The sequence below is a fragment of the Muricoccus vinaceus genome, from assembly GCF_042433125.1.
Taxonomy (GTDB): domain Bacteria; phylum Pseudomonadota; class Alphaproteobacteria; order Acetobacterales; family Acetobacteraceae; genus Roseomonas; species Roseomonas vinacea.
The window spans coordinates 95487-116379 of sequence record NZ_JBHLVZ010000084.1 but is presented as its reverse complement, the minus strand read 5'-3'; the positions used below and the strand labels follow the sequence as shown (position 1 = coordinate 116379).

The 20893-nt window shown below is 72.2% G+C and carries 17 protein-coding genes; 16 read left to right on the top strand and 1 reads right to left on the bottom strand.

Translation table 11 applies throughout. The features are described 5' to 3' along the window. Positions 1-8: 8 nt before the first annotated feature. Positions 9-1655: a class I adenylate-forming enzyme family protein gene (locus ACFFIC_RS23645; protein WP_377054994.1), complete on the bottom strand. Its 1647-nt coding sequence runs from the start codon at positions 1653-1655 to the stop codon at positions 9-11. Between the two features lie 184 nt (positions 1656-1839). On the opposite strand from ACFFIC_RS23645, the gene ACFFIC_RS23640 reads away from it, so the two are divergent. The 16 genes from ACFFIC_RS23640 to mhpA all read left to right on the top strand — a co-directional run bounded on the left by ACFFIC_RS23640 (position 1840) and on the right by mhpA (position 20884). Next, on the top strand, positions 1840-2670 hold the full coding sequence (locus tag ACFFIC_RS23640) for a GntR family transcriptional regulator (protein ID WP_377054992.1): 831 nt from the start codon (positions 1840-1842) through the stop codon (positions 2668-2670). Positions 2671-2800: 130 nt separating this feature from the next. After that, positions 2801-3655, top strand: a complete 855-nt coding sequence (locus tag ACFFIC_RS23635; protein ID WP_377054990.1) for an FAD binding domain-containing protein — start codon at positions 2801-2803, stop codon at positions 3653-3655. Continuing rightward, positions 3652-4152, top strand: a complete 501-nt coding sequence (locus tag ACFFIC_RS23630) for a (2Fe-2S)-binding protein (protein WP_377054988.1) — start codon at positions 3652-3654, stop codon at positions 4150-4152. The genes ACFFIC_RS23635 and ACFFIC_RS23630 overlap by 4 nt, the downstream gene beginning before the upstream one ends. Beyond that, positions 4152-6497, top strand: coding sequence for a xanthine dehydrogenase family protein molybdopterin-binding subunit (locus tag ACFFIC_RS23625; protein ID WP_377054986.1), 2346 nt, complete (start codon positions 4152-4154; stop codon positions 6495-6497). The genes ACFFIC_RS23630 and ACFFIC_RS23625 overlap by 1 nt, the downstream gene beginning before the upstream one ends. Further along, positions 6494-7360, top strand: a complete 867-nt coding sequence (locus ACFFIC_RS23620) for an FAD binding domain-containing protein (protein ID WP_377054984.1) — start codon at positions 6494-6496, stop codon at positions 7358-7360. Before ACFFIC_RS23625 ends, ACFFIC_RS23620 begins: the two co-directional genes overlap by 4 nt. Then, complete coding sequence (locus tag ACFFIC_RS23615; RefSeq protein WP_377054982.1) at positions 7357-7842, top strand: (2Fe-2S)-binding protein; 486 nt, start codon at positions 7357-7359, stop codon at positions 7840-7842. Before ACFFIC_RS23620 ends, ACFFIC_RS23615 begins: the two co-directional genes overlap by 4 nt. After that, entirely contained in the window at positions 7839-10196 is a 2358-nt protein-coding gene (locus ACFFIC_RS23610; protein ID WP_377054980.1) for a xanthine dehydrogenase family protein molybdopterin-binding subunit, read from the top strand. The genes ACFFIC_RS23615 and ACFFIC_RS23610 overlap by 4 nt, the downstream gene beginning before the upstream one ends. Next, entirely contained in the window at positions 10193-11467 is a 1275-nt protein-coding gene (locus tag ACFFIC_RS23605) for an amidase (RefSeq protein ID WP_377054978.1), read from the top strand. The genes ACFFIC_RS23610 and ACFFIC_RS23605 overlap by 4 nt, the downstream gene beginning before the upstream one ends. Positions 11468-11469: 2 nt before the next feature. Further along, a complete protein-coding gene (locus ACFFIC_RS23600) occupies positions 11470-12450 on the top strand; it encodes a substrate-binding domain-containing protein (protein ID WP_377055720.1) in 981 nt (326 codons plus the stop codon). A 180-nt stretch (positions 12451-12630) separates the two neighbouring features. After that, positions 12631-13602, top strand: coding sequence for a Bug family tripartite tricarboxylate transporter substrate binding protein (locus ACFFIC_RS23595; RefSeq protein ID WP_377054976.1), 972 nt, complete (start codon positions 12631-12633; stop codon positions 13600-13602). Positions 13603-13606: 4 nt separating this feature from the next. Continuing rightward, positions 13607-14572, top strand: coding sequence for a Bug family tripartite tricarboxylate transporter substrate binding protein (locus ACFFIC_RS23590; protein ID WP_377054974.1), 966 nt, complete (start codon positions 13607-13609; stop codon positions 14570-14572). A gap of 564 nt (positions 14573-15136) precedes the next feature. After that, the gene (locus ACFFIC_RS23585) at positions 15137-16759 is read left to right on the top strand and encodes an MBL fold metallo-hydrolase RNA specificity domain-containing protein (RefSeq protein WP_377054972.1); all 1623 of its coding nucleotides are present in this window, start codon (positions 15137-15139) and stop codon (positions 16757-16759) included. Positions 16760-16923: 164 nt separating this feature from the next. Further along, positions 16924-17697: a helix-turn-helix domain-containing protein gene (locus ACFFIC_RS23580; protein ID WP_377054970.1), complete on the top strand. Its 774-nt coding sequence runs from the start codon at positions 16924-16926 to the stop codon at positions 17695-17697. Positions 17698-17793: 96 nt separating this feature from the next. Beyond that, positions 17794-18783 carry a Bug family tripartite tricarboxylate transporter substrate binding protein gene (locus ACFFIC_RS23575; protein ID WP_377054968.1) on the top strand — a complete coding sequence of 330 codons (990 nt, stop codon included), beginning with the start codon at positions 17794-17796 and terminating at the stop codon, positions 18781-18783. Further along, positions 18780-19412 carry a nuclear transport factor 2 family protein gene (locus tag ACFFIC_RS23570; RefSeq protein WP_377054966.1) on the top strand — a complete coding sequence of 211 codons (633 nt, stop codon included), beginning with the start codon at positions 18780-18782 and terminating at the stop codon, positions 19410-19412. The genes ACFFIC_RS23575 and ACFFIC_RS23570 overlap by 4 nt, the downstream gene beginning before the upstream one ends. Beyond that, positions 19409-20884: a bifunctional 3-(3-hydroxy-phenyl)propionate/3-hydroxycinnamic acid hydroxylase MhpA gene (mhpA, locus tag ACFFIC_RS23565; protein WP_377054964.1), complete on the top strand. Its 1476-nt coding sequence runs from the start codon at positions 19409-19411 to the stop codon at positions 20882-20884. Before ACFFIC_RS23570 ends, mhpA begins: the two co-directional genes overlap by 4 nt. The last annotated feature ends 9 nt before the right edge of the window (positions 20885-20893 follow it).

Sequence of the window (20893 nt, the reverse complement as noted above, 5' to 3'; positions counted from 1 at the left end):
TCCTCTCCTCAGGCGCGCGCGGGCAGGCGCACGGGGCGGGGGTGAAGCTCGCCGGCCTCGAGCCAGGCGGCGACAGCCCGTTTGAGCACCTTGCCGCCGGGGGTCAGCGGTATCTCCGGCAGGGCCAGGAAGTATTCGGGCTGGTCGTATTTCGAGAGGCCGGCGGCGTCCAGGTGCAGCAGGATCTCCTCCGCCTCCGCCGCCATTCCGGGGCGAAGCTGCACGGCCAGGCAGACCTTCTCGCCCAGGCGCTCGTCCGGCACCGGCAGCGCGACGGCACGCAGCACGGCGGGGTGCTGCATGGCGAGCGTCTCGATCTTCGCGGGAAAGATGTTGTGTCCCCCGCGGATGATCACGTCCTTCTTGCGGCCGGTGATGCGGATATAGCCCGCCTCGTCCACCCAGCCGAGATCGCCGGTCATGAACCAGCCCTGGGCGTTGAAGCTGTCCTCGGTTGCGCCCTGCTCGTCGAAGTAGCCGAGCATCAGGGAGGAGCCGCGCCCGCCGATCTGGCCGACCTCGCCCGGGGCCAGCGCCTGCTCCGGGTTGTCCGGGGAGAAGACGCGCACCTCATAGCCGGGGCAGCAGCGGCCTGAGGTTTCGGCCATGCGCTCCGGGGGGTCGCCGGGCAGGGTGTAGTGATGGGAGGAGGCCTCGGTCATGCCGTAGCCGCTTTGCGGGGTGACGCCGTGCTCCAGCAGCCCCGCCACAACCGCGCGCGGCACGGCGGCGCCGGAAACGCGAAAGCCGCGGACGCGGCCGAGGGCCGTCATTCCGCGCGCACGCAACTCGGCCAGCAGATCGATGGCGTGGGTCGGCACGCCGACAAGGTAGCTGGTGTCGGTCTCGACCAGGCGGTCGAGCAGGGATCGGCCGCGCGGCAGGTCGTGGATCACCAGCTCCGCGCCGCAGAGCAGGGCGATGACCATCGAGCCGAAGCCGAGATTGTGGGAGAGGGGGGAGAGCGTGGCGATCACGTCCTCTCCGCCGAGGTGCCAGTCGGCAACGATTGCGCGGGCGTTGCCGAGCAGGGTGTTGTCGCTGTGCAGGACGCCCTTGGGCCGGCCTGTCGTGCCCGAGGTGAAGGCGAGGTAGACCACGCCGTCCGGATCGGGAACGGGCGGTGCGTCGTTCGGCGCGCCTTCTTCCGGCCAGAGGCCGTCGCCCGACGCCTTTTCCAGGCGGATCACGCGCCTGATCGCGGGCAGGCCCCGGGCCGCCGCGAAGATGTCGTGGCGGTCGGCATCGGCGCCGTGGCCGGGCTCGGCGATCAGGGCGGCGGCGCGCATGCGCTCCAGCAGCTCCGCCACCTCGGCAACCGTGTGGTCGCGGTGCAGGGAAGGGCAGAGCACCAGCCCGTCCCGCGAGCAGGCGAGAAGGGCGACCGCCACCTCCACCCGGCTTGGCAGCCAGGCCGCCACGCGCTGGCCGCGGCGCAGGCCTGCCGCGCGGAGATCGGCCGACAGGCGGTTGGCGGCGGCCACCAGCGCACCGATGGTCACGCGGCGGCGGGCGTCGCGGATCGCGGGGGCATCCGGGCTGGTGCGGGCGCGGGCGGCGGCGATCATGTAGATCGTCTGGTCCTGCCAGAAGCCGGATTCGTAACCCTGGCGCAGGCGCTCGCGGCTGAGGGTCGTGAGAAGGGTGTTGCTCATGCGCCTCGTCTTGCCGGGCTGCCGGGATGGAAGGCGCAGCTCTGATGCTCCGCCTTAATGTCCTTACATTCCGGTTCGGGGGCGGCCCCTGTCAAGCGGCAGGGCGGGTGGCGGGCCTTCGGTGGGCGCCATCCGTGGTTTAAACTGGCCGGTCATGCCGCGGAAACGTCCGGAGAGTGTTCCCATGTCCCTGACCGTGAGCCGCGCCGACCCTCCACCCGGCGCGCTCCCTGGCCGCGACGCCCCCGGCGCGTTCGGACTGGAAAGCCTGCAGCCGCTCGACACCACGAGCGCGATGCCCCTGTACATGCAGCTGGCCGAGCGCCTGGCCGCCCCGATCCGGGCGGACCACGCGGCCCTGGTCGGGCATGCCTTGCCGACCGAGCTGGAATGCATGGCCTATTTCGGCGTCAGCCGCCCGACGGTGCGGCAGGCCATGGCGCAGCTCGTCTCCATGGGCCTGGTGGCGCGGGGTCGCGGCCGGGGCACCTTCGTGGCGCCGGAGCGGCTGAACCACGATGTCAGCCTCGCCTTCGAGGACGAGATGCGGGCGGCACGCCGCACGGTGCGCTTCCAGGTGCTGAGCCGGACGCGCGTGCCGGCCCCCGCCGCCGTCGCCCAGCGCCTGGGCGTGCCGGTCGGGGAGGCGGTGGAGCATATCGAGCGGCTGCGCTTCCTCGATGACGAGGTCTTCGCCTTCGAGCAGCGCTTCCTGCCACTGCCCGTCGCGGAGCACGTGACGGCCGCCATGCTGAGCACAAAGGCCATCATATCCCTGCTGACGGAAGCCATGGGACAATCGCCGGCGCGCATCACCAACACCGTCCGCTGCATTCCCACGGAGGCGCGCATCGCCCGCGCGCTGGGCGTGCCCTCCCGCACGCCCCTGCTGCACACGGAGCACACCTACTACGCCGCTTCCGGCGCTCCCGTGCTGCACGGCACCGTCTGGTTCCATGGCGAGCGCTTCCAGTTCACCCTCGATTCGCCGATCCAGTCCGGGACGCATGGCTGAGACGGCGCTTGACGAACCGCCGGGCTGCCAAATAATGTCCTGACATTAGGGCGAATGCGCTCCTTCCATTCGGAGGAAAGGTGATGTCAATCCGGATGCTGGCGAAGGCCGGGGCGATCGGCCGCGCGCGATGAAGCCGGCGCCCTTTCACTACCACGCTCCCGGAACGGAGGGAGAGGCGCTGGCGCTCCTGGCCGAACTCGCCCCCGAGGAGGGGCGCATCCTGGCTGGCGGGCAGAGCCTCATTCCCGCGATGGCGCTGCGCGTCGCACGGCCCGCGCATCTGGTGGACATCGGCAATGTCCCGGGCTTCGACCGTCTCACCTCGGAGGACGGGATCCTGCGGATCCGTCCCTGCGTGCGCCATGCGGCGCTCGGGACCGGCACGGTGCCGGGACCACTGGGCGCCTTGCTCGAGACCATGCGCGGCCACGTCGCTCATCTGCCGATCCGCACCCGCGGTACGTTCTGCGGAAGCCTGGCGAATGCGGACCCGGCCTCCGAATGGTGCCTGCTGGCGGCGACCCTTGGCTCGTCCATGCTGCTCCGCAGCGTGCGGGGCGGCCGGGAGGTGGCCGGCGAGGCGTTCTTCCAGGGCTTCATGACGACGGCGCTGGCGCCGGACGAGATGCTGGTGGAGGTGCGGCTTCCCCTGCTGGCCGAGACGGTGCGGACGGGCTTCTTCGAGTTCAGCCGCCGCTCCGGCGATTTCGCCCAGGCGGCGGCGCTTGCGGTGGTGGAGCTGCGGCACGGGGCCATCGTGGCGCCGCGGCTGGGCCTCGGCGCGGTGGAGGACCGGCCGCGCCGGTTGCCCGAGGCCGAGATGATGCTGGAGGGCAGGGCACCCTCCGCCGCCCTGTTCAGGGAAGCGGCCGCGGCGGCGCGCGCGGGGCTGCTGCCGATGGACGAGGACTCCTATCGCCTCGATCTGGCCGAGACGGCGATCCGCCGCGCCCTTTCCGCTGCCACGGGGGTTCCGGAATGAGCGGCCTGCACGACATCGTCCTCACCGTGAACGGGGAGCGGCACGCCGTGCGCGTGGAGGCCCGGCGGACGCTGGCCGACGTGATCCGGGAGGATTGCGGTCTGACCGGCACGCATCTGGGCTGCGAGCACGGCGTTTGCGGCGCCTGCACCGTGCTGATGGACGACCAGCCCGTGCGCGCCTGCCTGGTCTTCGCGGTGCAGGCGCAGGGACGCGCCCTCCGCACGGTGGAGGGCCTGGCGCAGGGCAGCCGGCTTTCGCCCTTGCAGCAGGCCTTCGTCGACAACCACGCGCTGCAATGCGGCTACTGCACGCCGGGCTTCCTGATGCTCGGCACCGCCATCCTGGAGCAGGATCCGGCCATCGGTGACGAGGCGCTGGTGGACGCCCTGTCCTCGAACATCTGCCGCTGCACCGGTTACGCCAACATCGCGAAGGCGATCCGGGCCGCGGCGGCGGCCATGCGCGCGGAAACGGCCGCCGCGGAGGTGGCGTGATGGACGGGCTGATTCCCGTGGAGGAGAGGCCCGCCCTGGCCGCCGGCCCCGGCGACTTCGTCGGTCGGTCCGTGACGCGCATCGAGGACGCGCCCCTGGTGCGGGGCGAGGGTCTTTTCGCGGCCGACGTGAACTTCACCCGCCAGCTCCATATGCGCGTGGTGCGGGCGGAGCTCGCGCATGCGCGCATCCTGTCGGTGAGCACGGAGGCGGCGCGGGCCATGCCCGGCGTCGTTGCCGTCTGGACGGCCGAGGACGTGGCCGACATCCCCCTCATCCCGTTCCGCGCCACGAAGGTGCGCGGCCTGGAGCCTTACTGTCAGCCTGTTCTGGCGCGAGACCGCATGCGCTACGTCGGCGAGCCCGTCGCGGTGGTCTTCGCCGATGATGCCTACCGCGCCGAGGACGCGGCGGAGATGGTGGTGGTGGAGGCCGAGGAGCTGGCGGTCCTCCTTGATGCGACCGCCGCTCCGGGCGAGTTCGCGCCGGGCCTGCACACCGAGCCCACCATTGTCCGCAAGGAGTATGGCGAGGTCGAGGCCGCCTTCCGCGCTGCCCATGCGGTGGTGGAGCTGGAGCTCTCGGTCGGCCGCCATTCCGGCGTGCCGCTGGAGACGCGCGGCGCCATCGCCCGCTACGACGCTGCCCGCGACGTGCTGGAGCTGCATGGCACCGCCAAGAAGCAGCACTGGAACCGGGACGAGATCGCCCGCCTGCTTGGCCGGCCACCACAGGGTGTGCACCTGTTCGAGGGCCATGTGGGCGGCGGCTTCGGCGTGCGGGGCGAGCTCTACCCGGAGGATCTGCTGGTCTGCGCCGCCGCGCTGCGGCTCCGCCGGCCGGTCAAGTGGATCGAGGACCGGCGCGAGCACCTGGTCGCCACCAACCATTCCCGCGAGCAGCACCACCGCATCCGCGCCGCCGTGGACGCGGATGGCCGGCTGCTCGGCATCGACGACGTGTTCTTCCACGACCAGGGCGCCTATGTCCGCACCCATGGCGCGCGCGTGGTGGACCTCGCCGCCGGCATGCTGCCCGGGCCCTACCGCCTGCCCGCCTTTCGCGTTGCCGGGCATTTCCGGCTCACCAACAAGACGCCCTCCGCCACCTACCGCGCCCCTGGCCGCTTCGAGACCACCTTCGTGCGCGAGCGGGTGATGGACGCCATCGCCGCGCGCCTGGGGCTCGACCGGATCGAGGTCCGCCGCCGCAACCTCGTCACCGCCGCCGAGATGCCGCATGCGCGGCCGCTGGATACGCTCGGTGTGGACGTCGTGCTCGATTCCGGTGACTACGGGGGTCTGCTCGACAAGGCGCTTTCCCGCTTCGGCTGGGACGCGCTGCAGGGGGAACTCGCCGCGCGCCGCGCATCAGGGGAGTGCGTCGGCGCCGGCCTTGCCTTCTTTGTCGAGAAGAGTGGCCTCGGGCCCTCGGACGGTGTCCGCGTCGCGGTGGACGCGACCGGCGCGGTGGAGCTGGTGAGCGGCGCGGCCTCGGTGGGGCAGGGGGTTGAGACGGTTCTCGCCCAGATCTGCGCGGAGGCGCTGGGCGTGGATTACGCCCGCGTCCGGGTGGTGCGCGGCCGCACGGACCGCATCGAGTTCGGGAACGGCGCCCATGCCTCGCGCGTGACGGTGATGTCCGGTTCCGCGACCTGGAAGGCCGCGCTCGCCGTGCGCGAGATGGCGCTGGATTGCGCCGCCCGGCTTCTCCAGCTGCCCTCGTCCGGGCTGACCATCCGCGACGGCGTGGTGATGCGCGAGGACGGCCTTGCCGGGCCGACTGTCACCCTCGCCGAGATCGCGCGCGGGATGGGGCCGAATTCCCGGGCGATGCATGGCCACACGCCCGGCCTCACCGCCGAGCGGTGGTTCTGGTCCGACCACATGGCCTATCCCTATGGGATCCATCTGGCTCTGGTGCGCATCGATCGCGGGACGGGGCGGGTGGTGGCGGAGCGCTACCTCGTCGCCAACGACGTCGGGCGCGCCATCAACCCGATGCTGGTGGAGGGGCAGATCGTCGGCGGGCTCGCCCAGGGGCTGGGCGGCGCTTTGTACGAGGAGTTCCGCTACGATCCGAGCGGCCAGCCGCTTTCCACGACCTTCGCCGACTACCTGATCCCCACGATCGCCGAGATGCCCGTGGTGGACGTGCTGATCGCCGAGGACGCGCCGAGCCCGCTGAACCCGCTGGGCGTGAAGGGGGCGGGGGAGGGAGGAACGAACGGCGCCGGAGCGGCCATCGCCGCCGCGGTGGACGACGCGCTGCGCCGGCCGGGTGCCATCACGGCGCTTCCGGTGGTGCCCGCGACGGTTCACCGCCTGCTGGGCGGCCTCGCGTGAAGGCGGCCCCTTTCGCCTATCACGACCCGCGCAATGTGGAGGAGGTGCTGCACCTGCTTGCCACGCTGGAGAACCCGCGCCTCCTTGCCGGCGGGCAGTCGCTCATGCCCATGCTGAACATGCGCGTCGCCTTCCCCGACCATGTCATCGACCTCAATCGCGTCGAGGGGCTGGACGGCGTCACGGAGCGGGACGGCGCGCTGCGCATCGGCGCCATGACCCGCCAGCGCGACGTCGAGGAGCACCCGCTCGTCCGCGCCCGCCTGCCGGTGATGGCGGAGGCGCTGTCCTTTGTCGGGCACTGGCAGACGCGGAACCGCGGCACGGTCGGGGGCTCGCTCTGCAACCTGGACCCCTCGGCGGAGCTGGTGGCCGTCGCCGCCGCGCTCGACGCCGTGCTGGAGGTGCGCGGCCCGGCCGGTGCGCGGGACCTGTCCATCCATGCGTTTCCCGAAGGGTTCATGACCCCAGCCCTGGCGCCGGAGGAGATGGTGACCGCCATCCGCTTTCCTTTCTGGCCGGCGGGCCATGGTCATTGCTTCGCCGAGTTCGCGCGGCGCCACGGCGATTATGCCATCGTCTCCGCCGCCGCCCTGCTGATGGTCGAAGGCGGCCGCGTGACCCGGGCCTCCCTTACCTTGGGCGGGGTGGCGGCCGGGCCGATGCGGCTGCGGGAGGCGGAGGCGGCGCTGCTGGGTGCCGTGCCTTCGGAGGAGGTGCTCCGCGGCGCCGCGGCACGCTGCCAGGAGATCGAGGCCATGTCGGACCCCCAGGCTCCGGCCTGGTACCGCCGCCGCCTCGCCACCACGCTGGTGCGGCGCGCGCTGGAAACGGCCCTGGCCCGGGCGGGAGGAGCGGCATGAGCGACTCCCGGCGCATCGCCCTCGCGGTGAACGGCGTGCAACACGAGGCCGAAACGCCGGTCCGCGAGCATCTCGCCGATTTCCTGCGCGGCACTCTGGGCCTGACCGGCACGCATCTCGGCTGCGAGCATGGCGTCTGCGGTGCCTGCACCGTGCTCGTGGACGGCCGTGCCGTGCGCGCCTGCCTCATGCTCGCCGTGCAGGCCGACGGATGCGCGGTGACCACGATCGAGGGACTGGGCACGGATGAGGCGCTGCACCCGCTCCAGGCCGCCTTCTGCGCCCATCATGGGCTGCAATGCGGCTTCTGCACGCCGGGGATGCTGACCACCCTGGCCGAGTTCCTGCAGGTCCATCCGGACCCCACGGAGGAGGACGTGCGCGTGGCCATCTCCGGCAATCTTTGTCGCTGCACGGGATATGACAGCATCATCGCCGCCACGATGGAAGCCGCGCGCGCGATGCGGGGCGCGGGCGCGTGACGGCGGTGCCGCCCGCCGCCTCCGCGCAGCGCTTGGTCGGCCGCGACGTGCCGCGCGTGGAGGACGCCGCGCTGATCCGCGGCCGCGGCCGCTTCGTGGACGACATCGCGCCCCCCGGCCTGCTGCACGCCGCCTTCCTCCGATCCCCCCACGCCCATGCGGCCATCGCCCGCATCGACACCGCCGCCGCCCGTGCCCTGCCGGGGGTGCAGGCGGTGCTCACCCTCGCGGACCTTGCTCCGCACCTGACGGACACGCGCCTCGTCGTCGCCCTTCCCAGCCCAGCCTACAGGTTGGAGCTGCACCGCCCCGTGCTGGCGCAGTCCGAGGTGGTTCATGTCGGCGAGGCCGTGGCCGTGGTCATCGCGAACAGCCGCCACCTTGCGGAGGATGCGGCCGCCCTGGTGGAGGTGGACTACGATCCCCTTCCGCCGGTGGGCGACTGCGTCGCCGCCCTGGCACCCGGCGCGCCGCCCGCGCATCGCGGCGCCCCCTCGAACCTGGCGGCCGAGATGGTGCTCGAATACGGCGCGGTGGATGCCGCCTTCTCCGCGGCCCCGCACCGCTTTTCCGAACAGCTCTCGATCCATCGTGGCGGCAGCCATTCCATGGAATGCCGCGGCGTCGTCGCCCGCCACGACGCGCTGGAGGACCGCCTGACGGTCTGGATCAGCACCCAGACGCCGCACGCCGCCCACCGCCTCCTTTGCGACCTCCTCGGCCTGGAGGACAGGGCGCTGCGCGTGGTCACGCCGGATGTTGGCGGCGGCTTCGGGCCGAAGCTCATCTCCTATCCGGAGGAGGTGGTGATCGCCCTTGCCGCCCGCCTGCTCGGCCGCCCCGTGAAGTGGATCGAGGACCGCGGCGAGCACTTCGTCGCGACCACCCAGGAGCGCGACCAGGTCTGGGACGTGGAACTGGCCACGGACGGTGAGGGCCGCATCCTCGGCGTGCGCGGCGCGCTGGTGCACGACCACGGTGCCTGGACGGCACGCGGAGTGAACATCCCGCAGGGCGCCGTCTCCGCCATGCCGCTCGCCTATGTCGTGCCGGCCTACCGCATGGCGATCCGGGCCGCGGTGACGAACAAGGTGCCCACCACCCCCGTGCGCGGCGCCGGCCAGCCGCAGGGCGTGTTCGCCATGGAGCGCCTGCTGGATCAGGCCGCGCGCACGCTCGGCATCGACCGTGCCGAGATCCGCCGCCGCAACCTCGTGCCGGGCGACCGCATGCCCTATGCCACGCCGCTGAAGACCCGTGGCGGGATGCAGGTGGTGCTGGATTCCGGCGACTACCCGCGCTGCATGCAGATGGCCCTGGACGCCGCCGGCTGGGCCGGCTTCCCCGGCCGGCAGCACGCCGCCCGCGCCTCCGGCCGCCACCTCGGCATCGGCGTGGCGAATTACGTCGAGGGCACGGGCCGGGGCCCCTTCGAGCACGTTTCCGTCCGCATCGAGCCTTCGGGGCGGATCGTCGTGGCGACGGGCGCGGCCGCCATGGGGCAATCCACCCACACCATGCTCGCCCAGCTTGTCGCGGAGCAGCTCGGCGGCGACATGGCCCGCGTGCATGTCATCGCCGGGGACACGGCGGCGGCACCCATGGGCATCGGCGGCTCCAACAGCCGCCAGGCCGTCCTCGCCGGCAGTTCCGCCCATGTCGCGGCGCTGCGCGTGCGGGAGAAGGTGCTGCACATCGCCTCCACGCTGCTGGAGGCCGCCGAGGGCGACCTGGAGATCGAGGGCGACGCCGTGCGGGTGAAGGGCGTCCCGGAGATGAAGGTGACGCTCGCCGCCGTGGCCCGCGCGGTGGCGGGCACGCCCGGCTTCGCCATTCCCGGCGGCCGGGGCCCCGGTCTGGCCGCCAGCGAGGAGGTGGTGATCGACGCCATGGCCTATGCCAACGGCACCGCCGTGGCGGAGGTGGAGGTGGATGCCGAGACGGGCGATGCGCGCGTCCTCGCGCTCACCTTTTCCCATGATTGCGGCAACGCGCTCCACCCGCGCATCGTGGACGGGCAACTCATGGGTGGCATCGCGCACGGCATCGGCAACGCGCTGTTCGAGCACATGCGCTTCGACGAGGAAGCGCAGCCAACCTCCACCACCCTGGCGGACTACCTGCTCGTCACCGCGACCGAGATGCCGCCCGTGCGCATCCTGCACATGCACAGCCCGACGCCGCTGAATCCGCTGGGCATCAAGGGCGTGGGCGAGGCGGGGGTCATCCCCGTTCCGGCCGCCATCGCTTCCGCGATCGAGGACGCGCTCTCGCCCTTCGGCGTGCATGTCACGAAGGTGCCGCTCTCCCCCGTGGACATCGTCGCCCTCATCGACCCGGCGGCGGCCGGGTGATCCCGACCGCGACCGAAGCCGCCCGGCGGATCGCGGACGGTGACCTCACCGCCGAGGCCTATCTCCGCGCCTGCCTTGACCACGTGGCGGCGCGGGAGCCGGCGGTGCGGGCCTTCGCCGCCATCGACACCGGGGCCACGCTGCGTTCCGCCCGCGGCCTCGATGCCGGCCCGGCGCGAGGGCCGCTGCACGGAATCCCCTTCGCCGTGAAGGACGTGATCGACACCGCGGACCTGCCGACCGGGATGGGGTCCTCCATCTGGAACGGCCACCGGCCCCGGGTCGACGCCGCTTGCGTCGCGCTGTCCCGGGCGGCGGGCGGCGTGATGCTCGGCAAGACCGTGACGGCGGAGCTCGCCTATGTCTCGCCCGGCGCCACCACCAACCCGCACGACGCCGCGCACACGCCCGGCGGCTCCTCCTCGGGCTCCGCGGCGGCTGTCGCGGCCGGCATGGTCCCGCTGGCGCTGGGCACCCAGACCGGCGGTTCCGTGCTGCGCCCCGCTTCCTTCTGCGGCGTGGTCGGCCTCAAGCCGAGCTTTGGCGCCATTCCCCGCCCCGGCATGAAGCTGATGGCGGACAGCCTCGATACGATCGGCCTCATGGCACGCACTGTGGAGGACGCGGCCCTCTTCCTCGCGGTCCTCACCGCCGACCCGCCCGAGCCGCTGCCGGACATCCCCGCACCCCGGATCGGTCTTTGCCGCACCGCTCTCTGGGAGTTGGCGCAGCCGGCCGCGCGCGAGGCGGTGGAGGATGCGGCGCGCCGCCTGGAAGCTGCCGGGGCCACCCTGCGCGACGTGAGCCTGCCGCCCGACTTCGCTGGCCTGACCGAGGCCCGCGTGACGATCAACGACCACGAGATCGCCCGGGCCCTCGCCGATGAATGGACGAACCATCGCGAAGGCCTGAGCGAGCGCCTTGCCGCCACGGTGGAGAAGGGCCGCGCCATCCCCCGCACCGCCTATGCCGCCGCGCAGGGAGCCGCCGAGTTCGCCCGCGCCCGCTTCCCGGACGCAATGGCGGGCTGCGACGCGCTCCTGACCCTGGGCGCCGCTGGCGAGGCGCCGGAGGGGCTGGCCTCGACCGGCGATTCCCGCTTCCAAGGCCTCTGGACCCTGCTGCACGGCCCGGCCATCGGCCTGCCGACGCATCGCGGCCCCAAGGGCCTGCCCGTCGGCGTGCAGCTTGTCGCCCCGCGCCACGCGGACCGGCGCCTTCTCGCCGTCGCCCGCTGGGCCATGGATCGCCTCGGGAGCCCCTTCGCTTGAAAGTGCCGCTCAGTCTCTCCTGTGTCGCCTATGACCGCACCCGCGCGCTCTTCGATGGGCGCGTGACGGTTGCGGGTGCCGAGCTCTACCCGGTGGCCATGTCGCCGGAGGAAGCGTTTCACCGGAACTTCCGCCACCAGGAGTTCGACGTCACCGAGCTGTCGATGTCCAGCTACATGGTCCAGCTCGCCGAAGGCCGCTGCCCTTATGTCGGCATACCCGTCTTCCCCTCACGCCTCTTCCGCCATTCCTCCATCTACATCCGCAGCGACCGCGGCATCGCGGGGCCGGAGGACCTGCGCGGCAGGACCGTCGGCGTGCCCGAGTACCAGATGACCGTTGCCCTCTGGATGCGCGGCATCCTGGCGGACCAGCACGGCGTCCAGCCCTCCGATATTCGCTGGCGGAGCGGTGGGCTGGAGGAGGCGGGGCGCGGCAACGTGGTGTCGCTCAACCTGCCCGCCGAAGTGGAGCTGCGCCCGCTTCCCGAGGGCGAGACGCTCTCCCGCGCCCTCGCCTCGGGCACGATCGACGCCCTGCTCTCCGCCCGCGCACCGTCCTGCTTCGGCCGCGTGCCCGACGTCACGCGTCTTTTCCCGGACTACCGCGCGGCAGAGGAAGCGTACTTCCGCACAACACGCATTTTTCCGATCATGCACCTCGTCGGGATCCGTCGCTCCCTTGTGGAGCGGTTTCCCTGGCTTCCCGTGAACATCTTCTCCGCCTTCGAGGAGGCCAAGCGCCTCTGCCTCATCGACAACGCCAAGATCGGCCATCTCTACACGACGCTACCCTGGGCCGTGGACGAGCTGGAACGCACCCGCGCCCTCATGGGTGACGACTTCTGGCCTTATGGCGCCGCGGCCAACGCGCATGTGCTCGAACGCATGACGCATTACGCGGCGACGCAGGGCCTGACGTCGCGCCGCCTGGCGGTGGAGGAGCTGTTCCCGAACTCCGTGGTCGACCTGGCAAAGGTCTGACGCCGGTCGGCGAGGTAATGTCTTGACATTACGATCCCTGGGATGCTCGGATCCATGGCGGCTGTCGGGCCGTGTCCCGGGAGGGGCAGGCGAGGCGGGTGGCCGGAAGAGCCTCCGCGACACAAGGCCACGGGAACGCGGTGACACGGTCGGCGACATCTCCGAGCGGGTAGAACACTGATGCTGAAGTTGAAGAGGCGCACCTTCCTGGGCGCCACAGCCCTCGCGGCAACGGGTGGTCGCACGGCGCGCGCGCAGGACTTCCCGGATCGCCCGATCCGTCTCGTGCTGCCCTATGCTCCGGGCGGCGCGGTGGATTTTGTCGGCCGGGTCTTCGCACAGAGCCTGACCGAGGGCCTTCGCCAGTCCGTTGTCACGGAGAACCGTGCCGGCGCAGGCGGTGTCGTCGGCGCCGACTTCGTCGCCAAGGCAGCGCCGGACGGCTACACCCAGCTTGTCATCGACCCAGCCCTGGTCATCAACCCTTCGCTCCAGGCGAGGGTGCCCTACGACGTGTTCCGCGATTTCCGGCCGGTCTCCATCCTCACCAGCTCGCCGCTCGTGCTCGTCGTTTCGCCAGACCTGCCCGTGCGCAGCGTCGCCGAGTTCGTCGCGCTCGCGAAGGCCAACAGGAGCCGCTACAGCTACGCCTCCGCCGGCGTCGGCACCACGCCGCATCTGGCGGGCGAGATGTTCGCGATGCGCACGGGATGCGAGGCGACGCATGTGCCCTATCGTGGCATCGCGGCCGGCTTCGCCGACATGATGACGGGCGCCGTGCAGTTTTCGTTCAGCAGCATCGCCGGCGCCCGCAGCCTGGTGAACGACGGCAAGCTCCGCGCCCTGGCCACCACCGGCGCGCGGCGCAGCGGCGCTTTCCCGGATCTGCCGACGATGCAGGAAGCCGGCATGGACGGGTTCGTGGTCGACCTCTGGCTTGCCCTCCTTGTGCCGGCCGGAACGCCGGATGCGGTTGTCGCGCGCATGCACGCTGCCACCATGGAGGTGATCCGCCGTCCCGATACGGCCGCCAACCTGGAGCGCGTCGGCGCGGAGGCGCGGGGCACCACGGTTTCCGAGGCCGCTGCGATCCTGCGCTCGGAGTATGACACCTGGCGCAAGCTCATCACGGACGCGAAGATCTCGGTCTGACACGATGAAGATCACCACGCACCGCCGCGGCCTTCTTGCCGGCGGCGCTCTGATCGCCGCGCCAGGCCTCGCCCGCGCCTTTCCTGTCCGCCCCATCCGTCTTCTCGTCGGCTTCGCGCCGGGAGGCGCCGCCGACACCGTGGCGCGCCTCCTCGCGCCTGGAATGGGCGCCGCCCTCGGCCAGACCGTGGTGGTGGAGAACCGCTCCGGCGCGAGCGGCACCAACGCCGCCGGTGCGGTGGCCGCCGCAGCCGCCGACGGTCACACGATCCTTCTTTCAACACTCACCCACGCGTCCAACCCGCATCTTTTCACAGGCTTGGCCTTCGATTATGCCGCGGCCTTCGCCCCCATCACGCAGGCCGTACTTTTCCCCACCATCCTCGCGGTGAGGAAGGATTTTCCAGCACGGGATATGGCAGAGTTCCTTGCCCTGGCGCGGTCGCGGCCGGAGCCGGTGATCTACGGAACGCCTGGCAATGCCACCGCCCAGCACATGGCGGGCGAGCTGCTGCAGCTCCGCACCGGCATCCGACTGGAGCACGTTCCTTACCGCGGCGGCTCCGAAGCTGCGCGCGACCTGGCCGGTGGCGTGATCGAGGCGTCCTTCAATTCCGTCGGCACGGTGGCGCCGGCGCTTGCTGCCGGCGCCCGCCCTCTGGTCGCCGTGACCGCCCACCGCATTCCGAGCCTGCCCGATGTACCCACCGGCAGCGAGTGCGGCATCGGCGATTTCGTGTTGAGCGACATCTGCGGGCTTTTCGCACCCGCCGCCACGCCGCCCGACCGCGTGTCGCGGCTGCAGCAGGCGGTCGTGGCCGCCCTGCGGATGCCGGAGGTGCAGGCGCGCCTGCGTAGCCAGGAAACCGAGAGCATCGGCAGCACGCCGGCGGAGTTCACGGCCTTCATCACGGCCGAGAGCGCCCGTCTCGGCACGCTCATCCGCGCGGCGGGCATCAGGCTCTCCTGAGGGGCGACAGCGCGCGCGGCGGTGTGCCTGGACCGGATCGCGCCCCCACCGTTTTGGGTGCGCCATCCACCCGGTCCATGAGGAGGGCGAGGTCGCCCGCTTCGGCGGCAGCGGCCAGCCTTGCCTCGCATCACTCGGCCTCGATTTTTGCCCGAGAGGGACCGTGGGTCCCGGCTGGGTCCGGCGGCAGCGCGCGGCCGCCCGTTGCCGCTGTGGCAGTCCGGTCGCGGGAGGGCAGCGCCATCCGCTCGCCCCCCGAGCGGCCTCGGGGGCCGCACGGCCTGGGGCGCCTTCGCGGACCCGATTGGCCACAATGAAGGCTGCGGCGGCCGGCGGTGGCGCGGAGGAGGGTTGCCGCCGTCCAGGCCAGCCCCGCGGCGGGCATTCCGGCAACCCAGCCGATGAGCGCCTGGCGGTGCACCGGGACAACTTCCCATGCCCCGGCCGGGTTCGGACCCGGGCACCGCGATAGCCGGCTGGCGTGCATTGTCATAAATCAAGGCACCGAGGGTGGATCCAACGTAACCACCTCGCACCGCGCGGAGCCGCTCCCGGGAGGATGGCATGACAGTGAAGGTGCGGTTCTGCGGCGCGGCCCGGACGGTGACGGGCTCGTGCCTGCATTTCGAGACGGAGCGGGCACGCTTCCTTGTGGACTGCGGCATGTTCCAGGGCCCGAAGACCCTCAAGTCGCTGAACTACGAGCCGTTTCCCTTCGACGTCGCCCGCCTCGGCGCGGTGCTCCTGACCCATGCCCACATCGACCACAGCGGGCTGCTGCCGAAGCTCTGGAAGGAAGGCTTCCGGCGCGCCATCCACGCGACGCCGGCCACGGGCGATCTGCTCTCCTGTATGCTCCCGGATGCAGGCCACATCCAGGAGAGCGAGGTCGAGGGCCTCAACAGGCGTAACCGCCGGCGCGGCAGGGACCCGCTGGAGCCGATCTACACGGCGGACGACGCGGAGCGGACGCTCGCACTGCTGGACACCACAGAGTACGGCCGTTGGACCACACCGGCCGAGGGCGTCCGGGCGCGGTGGTGGAATGCGGGCCACATGCTCGGCTCCGCCTCCATCGAGCTGGAGATCGCGGATGGCCGCGAGACGGTCCGCGTCCTCGTCTCGGGCGACCTCGGGCCGGACGTCGGGACGATGCAGCCGCGGCCGGAGGGCCCGTCGGAGGGCGTGGATCACGTTATCGTCGAGTCGACCTACGGCGACGAGGATCGCCCTCCGATTGCCCTCGGAGCACGCCGGGGCGAACTCGCGCGCCTTGCCTGCGCCACGGCGAAGGGTGGTGGCGCCCTTCTGGTTCCGACCTTCGCGGTGGAGCGGGCGCAGGAGGTGGTGCTCGACCTCGTGCACCTGATGGACGAGGGCGCGATCCCGCCGACGACGATCCACCTCGACTCGCCGCTCGCCACGCGCGCCAGTCGCGTCTTCGCCCGCCACGCGGCCGCGCTGGAGGACGGCGCGGCGGTGCGGGCTGCGCTCGCCTCGCCGCGCCTGCGCTACGTCGCCGACGTCGCCGAGAGCCGGCGCGTGACGGAGCTGGATGGTTTCCAGGTGGTCCTTGCCGGCAGCGGCATGTGCGAGGCGGGCCGGATCCGCGAGCACCTGAAGGCCAGGCTTGGGGAAGCTGGAACGGTCGTCGCCCTCGTCGGCTACCAGGCAACCGGCACGCTGGGGCGGCTGCTCCAGGACGGCGCTCGCCGTGTCCGGATCCAGGGGGACACCTATGCGGTGGCGGCGAAGGTCGCGCGGATCGAGGGCTACTCCGCCCATGCCGACGGCCCGGAACTCGGCCGCTGGATCGCGGCACGAGGGCCGGTCCGCGGCGGTGTTTTTCTTGTTCACGGGGAGCCGGACGCCATCGAGGGCCTTGCCATGCGGGTGATCGGTCGCGGCGTGGTGCCGGAAGAGCGGCTGGTCCGCCCGGTGCTCGACGAGGCCTTCGCCTTGCCAGCCGGCGGGCCTCCCCTGCGGGACGAGGCGGCATCGCGCAGCCGGCGGAGCCGTCCTGGCCTTGTCGGCCAGCCGGACTGGCACAACGCCAGGGCGGCGCTCCTGCTCGAGATGGAAGCGGCACTGGACGAGGCGCCGGACGACGCGGCGAGGCTTGAGATCCTGGCGCGCCTGCGGCACGCGATGCCCTCGCCTGACGACCGGCGCGGCCGTCCCCGATGAAGGGTGCCTGCAGCAGGCCAAGGCGCCGCGGGACCTGCGGGCAGGGGCCTGCCCCGATCGGTCGCAACCTGACGCCCGGCCTGGCCGTCGCTTCCTGCGCGGGGCGCGATGGGGCATGCCGGTTCTCGTTGTTTCCCGCGGCTCCCGGCTGAGCCGGACGCCAGGTGCAGCCAAAGCCAGTCCGCGCCCTGTCGCGGGGCCTTGAGGTTCTCACGGCGCTCAACCGCCTGGGCCCATCCAGTGTCGTGGCGCTGGCGCGCGAGACGGGTCTTTCCCGCGCGACGGTGTACCGCATCATGCAGACGCTGCTGGACGACGGCTTCGTGGCCCGCGGCGCATCGGAGGACCGCTTTCTGCTGCGCCTCCGGGTCCGGGAGCTTTCGGAGGGGTTCGAGGACGAGCAGTGGATCTCCACCGTTGCCAAGCCCGCCCTGATGGCCCTGACCGCGCGCATCCTCTGGCCTTCGGATGTTGCGACGCTGGAGGGCACGCGCATGATCATTCGCGACACCACTCACCGCATCGCGCCGCTCTCGATCGACCACGGCATGGTCGGGCGCCGCCTGCCGCCCCTCGCCAGCAGCGTGGGGCTGGCCTACCTCGCCCATGTGCCGGATGCCGAGCGGGACGGCATCCTCCGCCTCCTGGCGGAATCCGATGATCCGGCGGATGCCCCCGCGCGCGACCCCGCCCGCATCGCCCGCCTGCTCGCCGCCACGCGCCGCCGGGGCTATGCGGTGCGGCAGGGCGGGGCGCCTTGGCCGCACACCGGCTCCATCGGCGTGCCGATCCGGCACGGCGGCCGCGTGCTGGGCTGCATCAACGTGATCTGGATGGCGCGGGTGATCGGGCGGGACGAGGGCATTCGCCAGTGCCTCGAACCCCTGCTGGAAACCGCGGGCCTTATCGAGGAACGCCTGGCTGCCGGCGAGGGGTAGCTGTTCACCAGGCGGACAGTTCCAGCATCGCGCTCGTCGCCCCGCATGGCCTGGCTATACCGTTCCCCAAGGCCGCAGAGCCGAGGGAGGAACACGATGTTGACGGTGCGTCGCCGTTGGCTCGCCGCGACGGCGGGGTTGGCGGCAGGCGGCGGCATGCGGTCCCGGCAGACCCTCGCGCAGGCTCCATTCCCTTCGCGTCCCGTGCGCGTGATCGTGCCGGCCGGGGCGGGTAGCGGGCCGGATACGGCGATGCGCCTGCTGGCGGACCGGCTTGCGGCGCTCTGGGGCAAGCCCGTCGTGGTGGACAACCGCGGCGGCGGCAGCGGCAATGTCGGCGCGGGGGCGGCGGCGCGGGCCGAGCCGGACGGACACGTCCTGCTCTTCTCGCAGGCTTCGCCGCTGGTGCTCAACCAGCACCTGACGCGGTCCATGCCGTTCGACCCGGCCCGCGACCTGACCCCGGTGACGCTGTTGATGTGCACGCCCTTCGTGCTGGCCGCACGGCCAGGCCTCGGCGTGCGCTCCCTGGCCGAACTGGCCGCATGGGCGCGTGAGGCACGGGGAGGCCTGACCTTCGCCACCGGCGGCGCGACGAGCCTGCCGCGCTTCGCGGGGGAGCAACTCGCACGCGGCCTGGGCATCCGGCTGACCAACGTGCCCTACGGCGTCAGTCCGCAGGCCCTGCAGGACACCATCGCCGGCCGCACCGACCTGGTGATCGACGGCACGCCCTTGATCACGCCGCAGCTCCGCGCCGGGCTTCTCTCGCCGGTTGCCATCACCTCGGCGACGCGCTTCCCGGGATTGGAGGCGGTACCGGCGGCGGCCGAGACGCTGCCGGGCTTTGAGATGGGAGGCTGGTTCGCTCTGCTCGGTCCGGGCGGGATGCCCGCCGCCCTGGCCGAAAGGATCGCGGCCGATGCGGCGCGGGTGCTGGCGGTGCCGGACCTTCGCGACCGTCTCCTGCACGAGTTCGGTGCCATCGTTTCCGCGGATGGTCCCGCAGCCTTGGCCGCCCTGATGGAGCGGGAGCGCGCCAGCCTGGGGCGGCTGGTGCGGGAGTTGGAGGTGCCGATCGAATGAGCGAGACCGTTTCCGCGACGGCGCATCCTGGCCAACCCGGCACCGCAGCCGAGGAGGCGGACCGCGCCGCCATCCGCCGCGTGATCGAGGCCTGGGGCTTCGCGCGGGATTCCGGCGACTGGGACGTCCTGGCCACGACCTTCCAGCCGGATGGCCGCATCGCTGTGAGCTGGTTCGACGGCCCCTTCGCCGGGTTCGTGGAGACCTGCCGCGCGAGGCGCAGCGTGTCCTTCTCCAAGCACGTGATGTGCGGCAGCCGGGTGATGCTGAACGGCCGCCGCGCCCTGGCGGAGACCGACGTGCTGCTCTGCATGCGCGGCCCGGTCGATGGCGTCGAGATGATCGGCCAGACCTGCATGCGCTTCCTCGACCGGGTGGAGCGCAGGGGGGACGGCGCCTGGCGCGTCCTGCGCCGCGACGCGATCTACGACCACGACTGGATGGTGCCGGCTGTCCCCGGCGTCGCGCCGGCGCTGCCCGATGCCGGCGACGCGCCGGGGCACCGCTTCCTCGCCTGGCGCCTGCGCCGTGCCGGCCGGACAGTGCCGGCGGACCTGCCCGGACCGGGGAGCGAGGGTGAGGCCGCCCTGCGCGCCGGAGGCCGGACCTGGCTGGAGGCCGCGCCATGAGCGAGGAGATGTGGGACGTCGCCATTGTCGGCTACGGGCCGGTGGGCGCGGCGCTGGCCAACCTGCTCGGCGCGGGGGGCGTCCGCACGCTGGTGCTGGAGCGGGAGGGCGCCGCCTACCACCTGCCGCGCGCCGTCCACTTCGACGACGAGGTGATGCGGATCTTTCAGTCCATGGGGCTGGCCGAGGCGATGCTGCCGGTCACCCATGTTTCGCCCGGGACGCATTTCGTGGACGGGCGGGGGCGGTTGCTGCTGGACTGGTCGCGCTCCCCGGATGTCGGCCCGCAGGGTTGGAACGTTTCCTACCGCTTCCACCAGCCGGAGCTGGAGGCGGTGCTGCGCCGGGGCGTGGAGCGCTGGCCCTCCGTGACCCTCCGGAGCCGGGCGGAGGTCTTCGCGCTGGAGCCGGGCGCGGACGCGGTCGGGCTGCGCTTCGAGGATCTCTCGAACGGCCGTATCGGCCGGGTTTCGGCGCGCTACGTGGTGGGCTGCGACGGCGCCCGCTCCCTTGTCCGGCGCTGGATCGGCGAGCCGATGGAGGATCTCGGCTTTCACGAGCGCTGGCTGGTGCTGGACGCGATGCTCCGCCGCCCGCGCCCGGACCTCGGCGACCACACGGTGCAGCACTGTGACCCGAACCGCCCCGCAACCTATGTGCGGGGCACCGGGAACCGGCGCCGGTGGGAGATCGCGCTGCGGCCCGAGGACGACCTCACGCCCCTCGCGCAGCCGGAGGGCGCCTGGCCGCTGCTGTCGCGATGGATCACGCCGGAGGACGCGACGATCGAGCGCTCCGCCATCTACACCTTCCACAGCACGGTCGCCCGGCGCTGGCGCGAGGGACGGCTCCTGCTGGCCGGCGATTCCGCCCACCAGACGCCGCCCTTCCTTGGCCAGGGCATGTGCGCGGGCCTGCGCGATGCCGCGAACCTCGCCTGGAAGCTCGCCCGCGTGCTGCAGGGCTCCGCGCCCGAGGCGCTGCTGGACAGCTACGGCAGCGAGCGCGCGCCGCATGTGGAGGGCTATATCCGCGAGGCCGTGCGGATCGGCGGGCTGATCAACACGAAGGCGATGGAGGCCGTGGTCTCCTCCGACGTGCTGCGCGGTGGGGAGGCGGCGCGCCTGGTGCCGGTGCGCCCCGCCCTTGGCCCCGGCCTTTCCGCCGGTTGGGCCGGGCCGGCCGGGCGCCTCCTTTCCCAGCCGCGCCTGTCGGACGGAACGCTTCTGGATGACCGGGTGGGTCTGCGTTTCGCGGCCGTGATGCGGCCGCGCCTCGCCGCCGCCCTGCCGAACGAGATGCTGGACCGCCTCTCGGCGCGCGGCGCCGTGCTGGTGGCCGATGCCGCGCCGGCAGTGGGCGCGATGCTGGACGAGGCCGGGGCGGAGGCGGTGCTGCTGCGTCCCGACCGCCACGTGTTCGGGGCCGCGCGCGACGCGGCGGAGATGCGCGTGCTGGCCGAGGCGCTGTGACGCGGTGAC

What these genes read in the sequence shown, in the direction of transcription:
- ACFFIC_RS23640 (WP_377054992.1), top strand. Translation starts at nt 1,840, where the DNA reads ATGTCCCTGACCGTGAGCCGCGCCGACCCTCCACCCGGCGCGCTCCCT.
- mhpA (WP_377054964.1), top strand. Translation starts at nt 19,409, where the DNA reads ATGAGCGAGGAGATGTGGGACGTCGCCATTGTCGGCTACGGGCCGGTG.
- ACFFIC_RS23625 (WP_377054986.1), top strand. Translation starts at nt 4,152, where the DNA reads ATGGACGGGCTGATTCCCGTGGAGGAGAGGCCCGCCCTGGCCGCCGGC.
- ACFFIC_RS23595 (WP_377054976.1), top strand. Translation starts at nt 12,631, where the DNA reads ATGCTGAAGTTGAAGAGGCGCACCTTCCTGGGCGCCACAGCCCTCGCG.
- ACFFIC_RS23645 (WP_377054994.1), bottom strand. Translation starts at nt 1,655, where the DNA reads ATGAGCAACACCCTTCTCACGACCCTCAGCCGCGAGCGCCTGCGCCAG.
- ACFFIC_RS23585 (WP_377054972.1), top strand. Translation starts at nt 15,137, where the DNA reads ATGACAGTGAAGGTGCGGTTCTGCGGCGCGGCCCGGACGGTGACGGGC.
- ACFFIC_RS23615 (WP_377054982.1), top strand. Translation starts at nt 7,357, where the DNA reads ATGAGCGACTCCCGGCGCATCGCCCTCGCGGTGAACGGCGTGCAACAC.
- ACFFIC_RS23570 (WP_377054966.1), top strand. Translation starts at nt 18,780, where the DNA reads ATGAGCGAGACCGTTTCCGCGACGGCGCATCCTGGCCAACCCGGCACC.
- ACFFIC_RS23635 (WP_377054990.1), top strand. Translation starts at nt 2,801, where the DNA reads ATGAAGCCGGCGCCCTTTCACTACCACGCTCCCGGAACGGAGGGAGAG.
- ACFFIC_RS23590 (WP_377054974.1), top strand. Translation starts at nt 13,607, where the DNA reads ATGAAGATCACCACGCACCGCCGCGGCCTTCTTGCCGGCGGCGCTCTG.
- ACFFIC_RS23630 (WP_377054988.1), top strand. Translation starts at nt 3,652, where the DNA reads ATGAGCGGCCTGCACGACATCGTCCTCACCGTGAACGGGGAGCGGCAC.
- ACFFIC_RS23575 (WP_377054968.1), top strand. Translation starts at nt 17,794, where the DNA reads ATGTTGACGGTGCGTCGCCGTTGGCTCGCCGCGACGGCGGGGTTGGCG.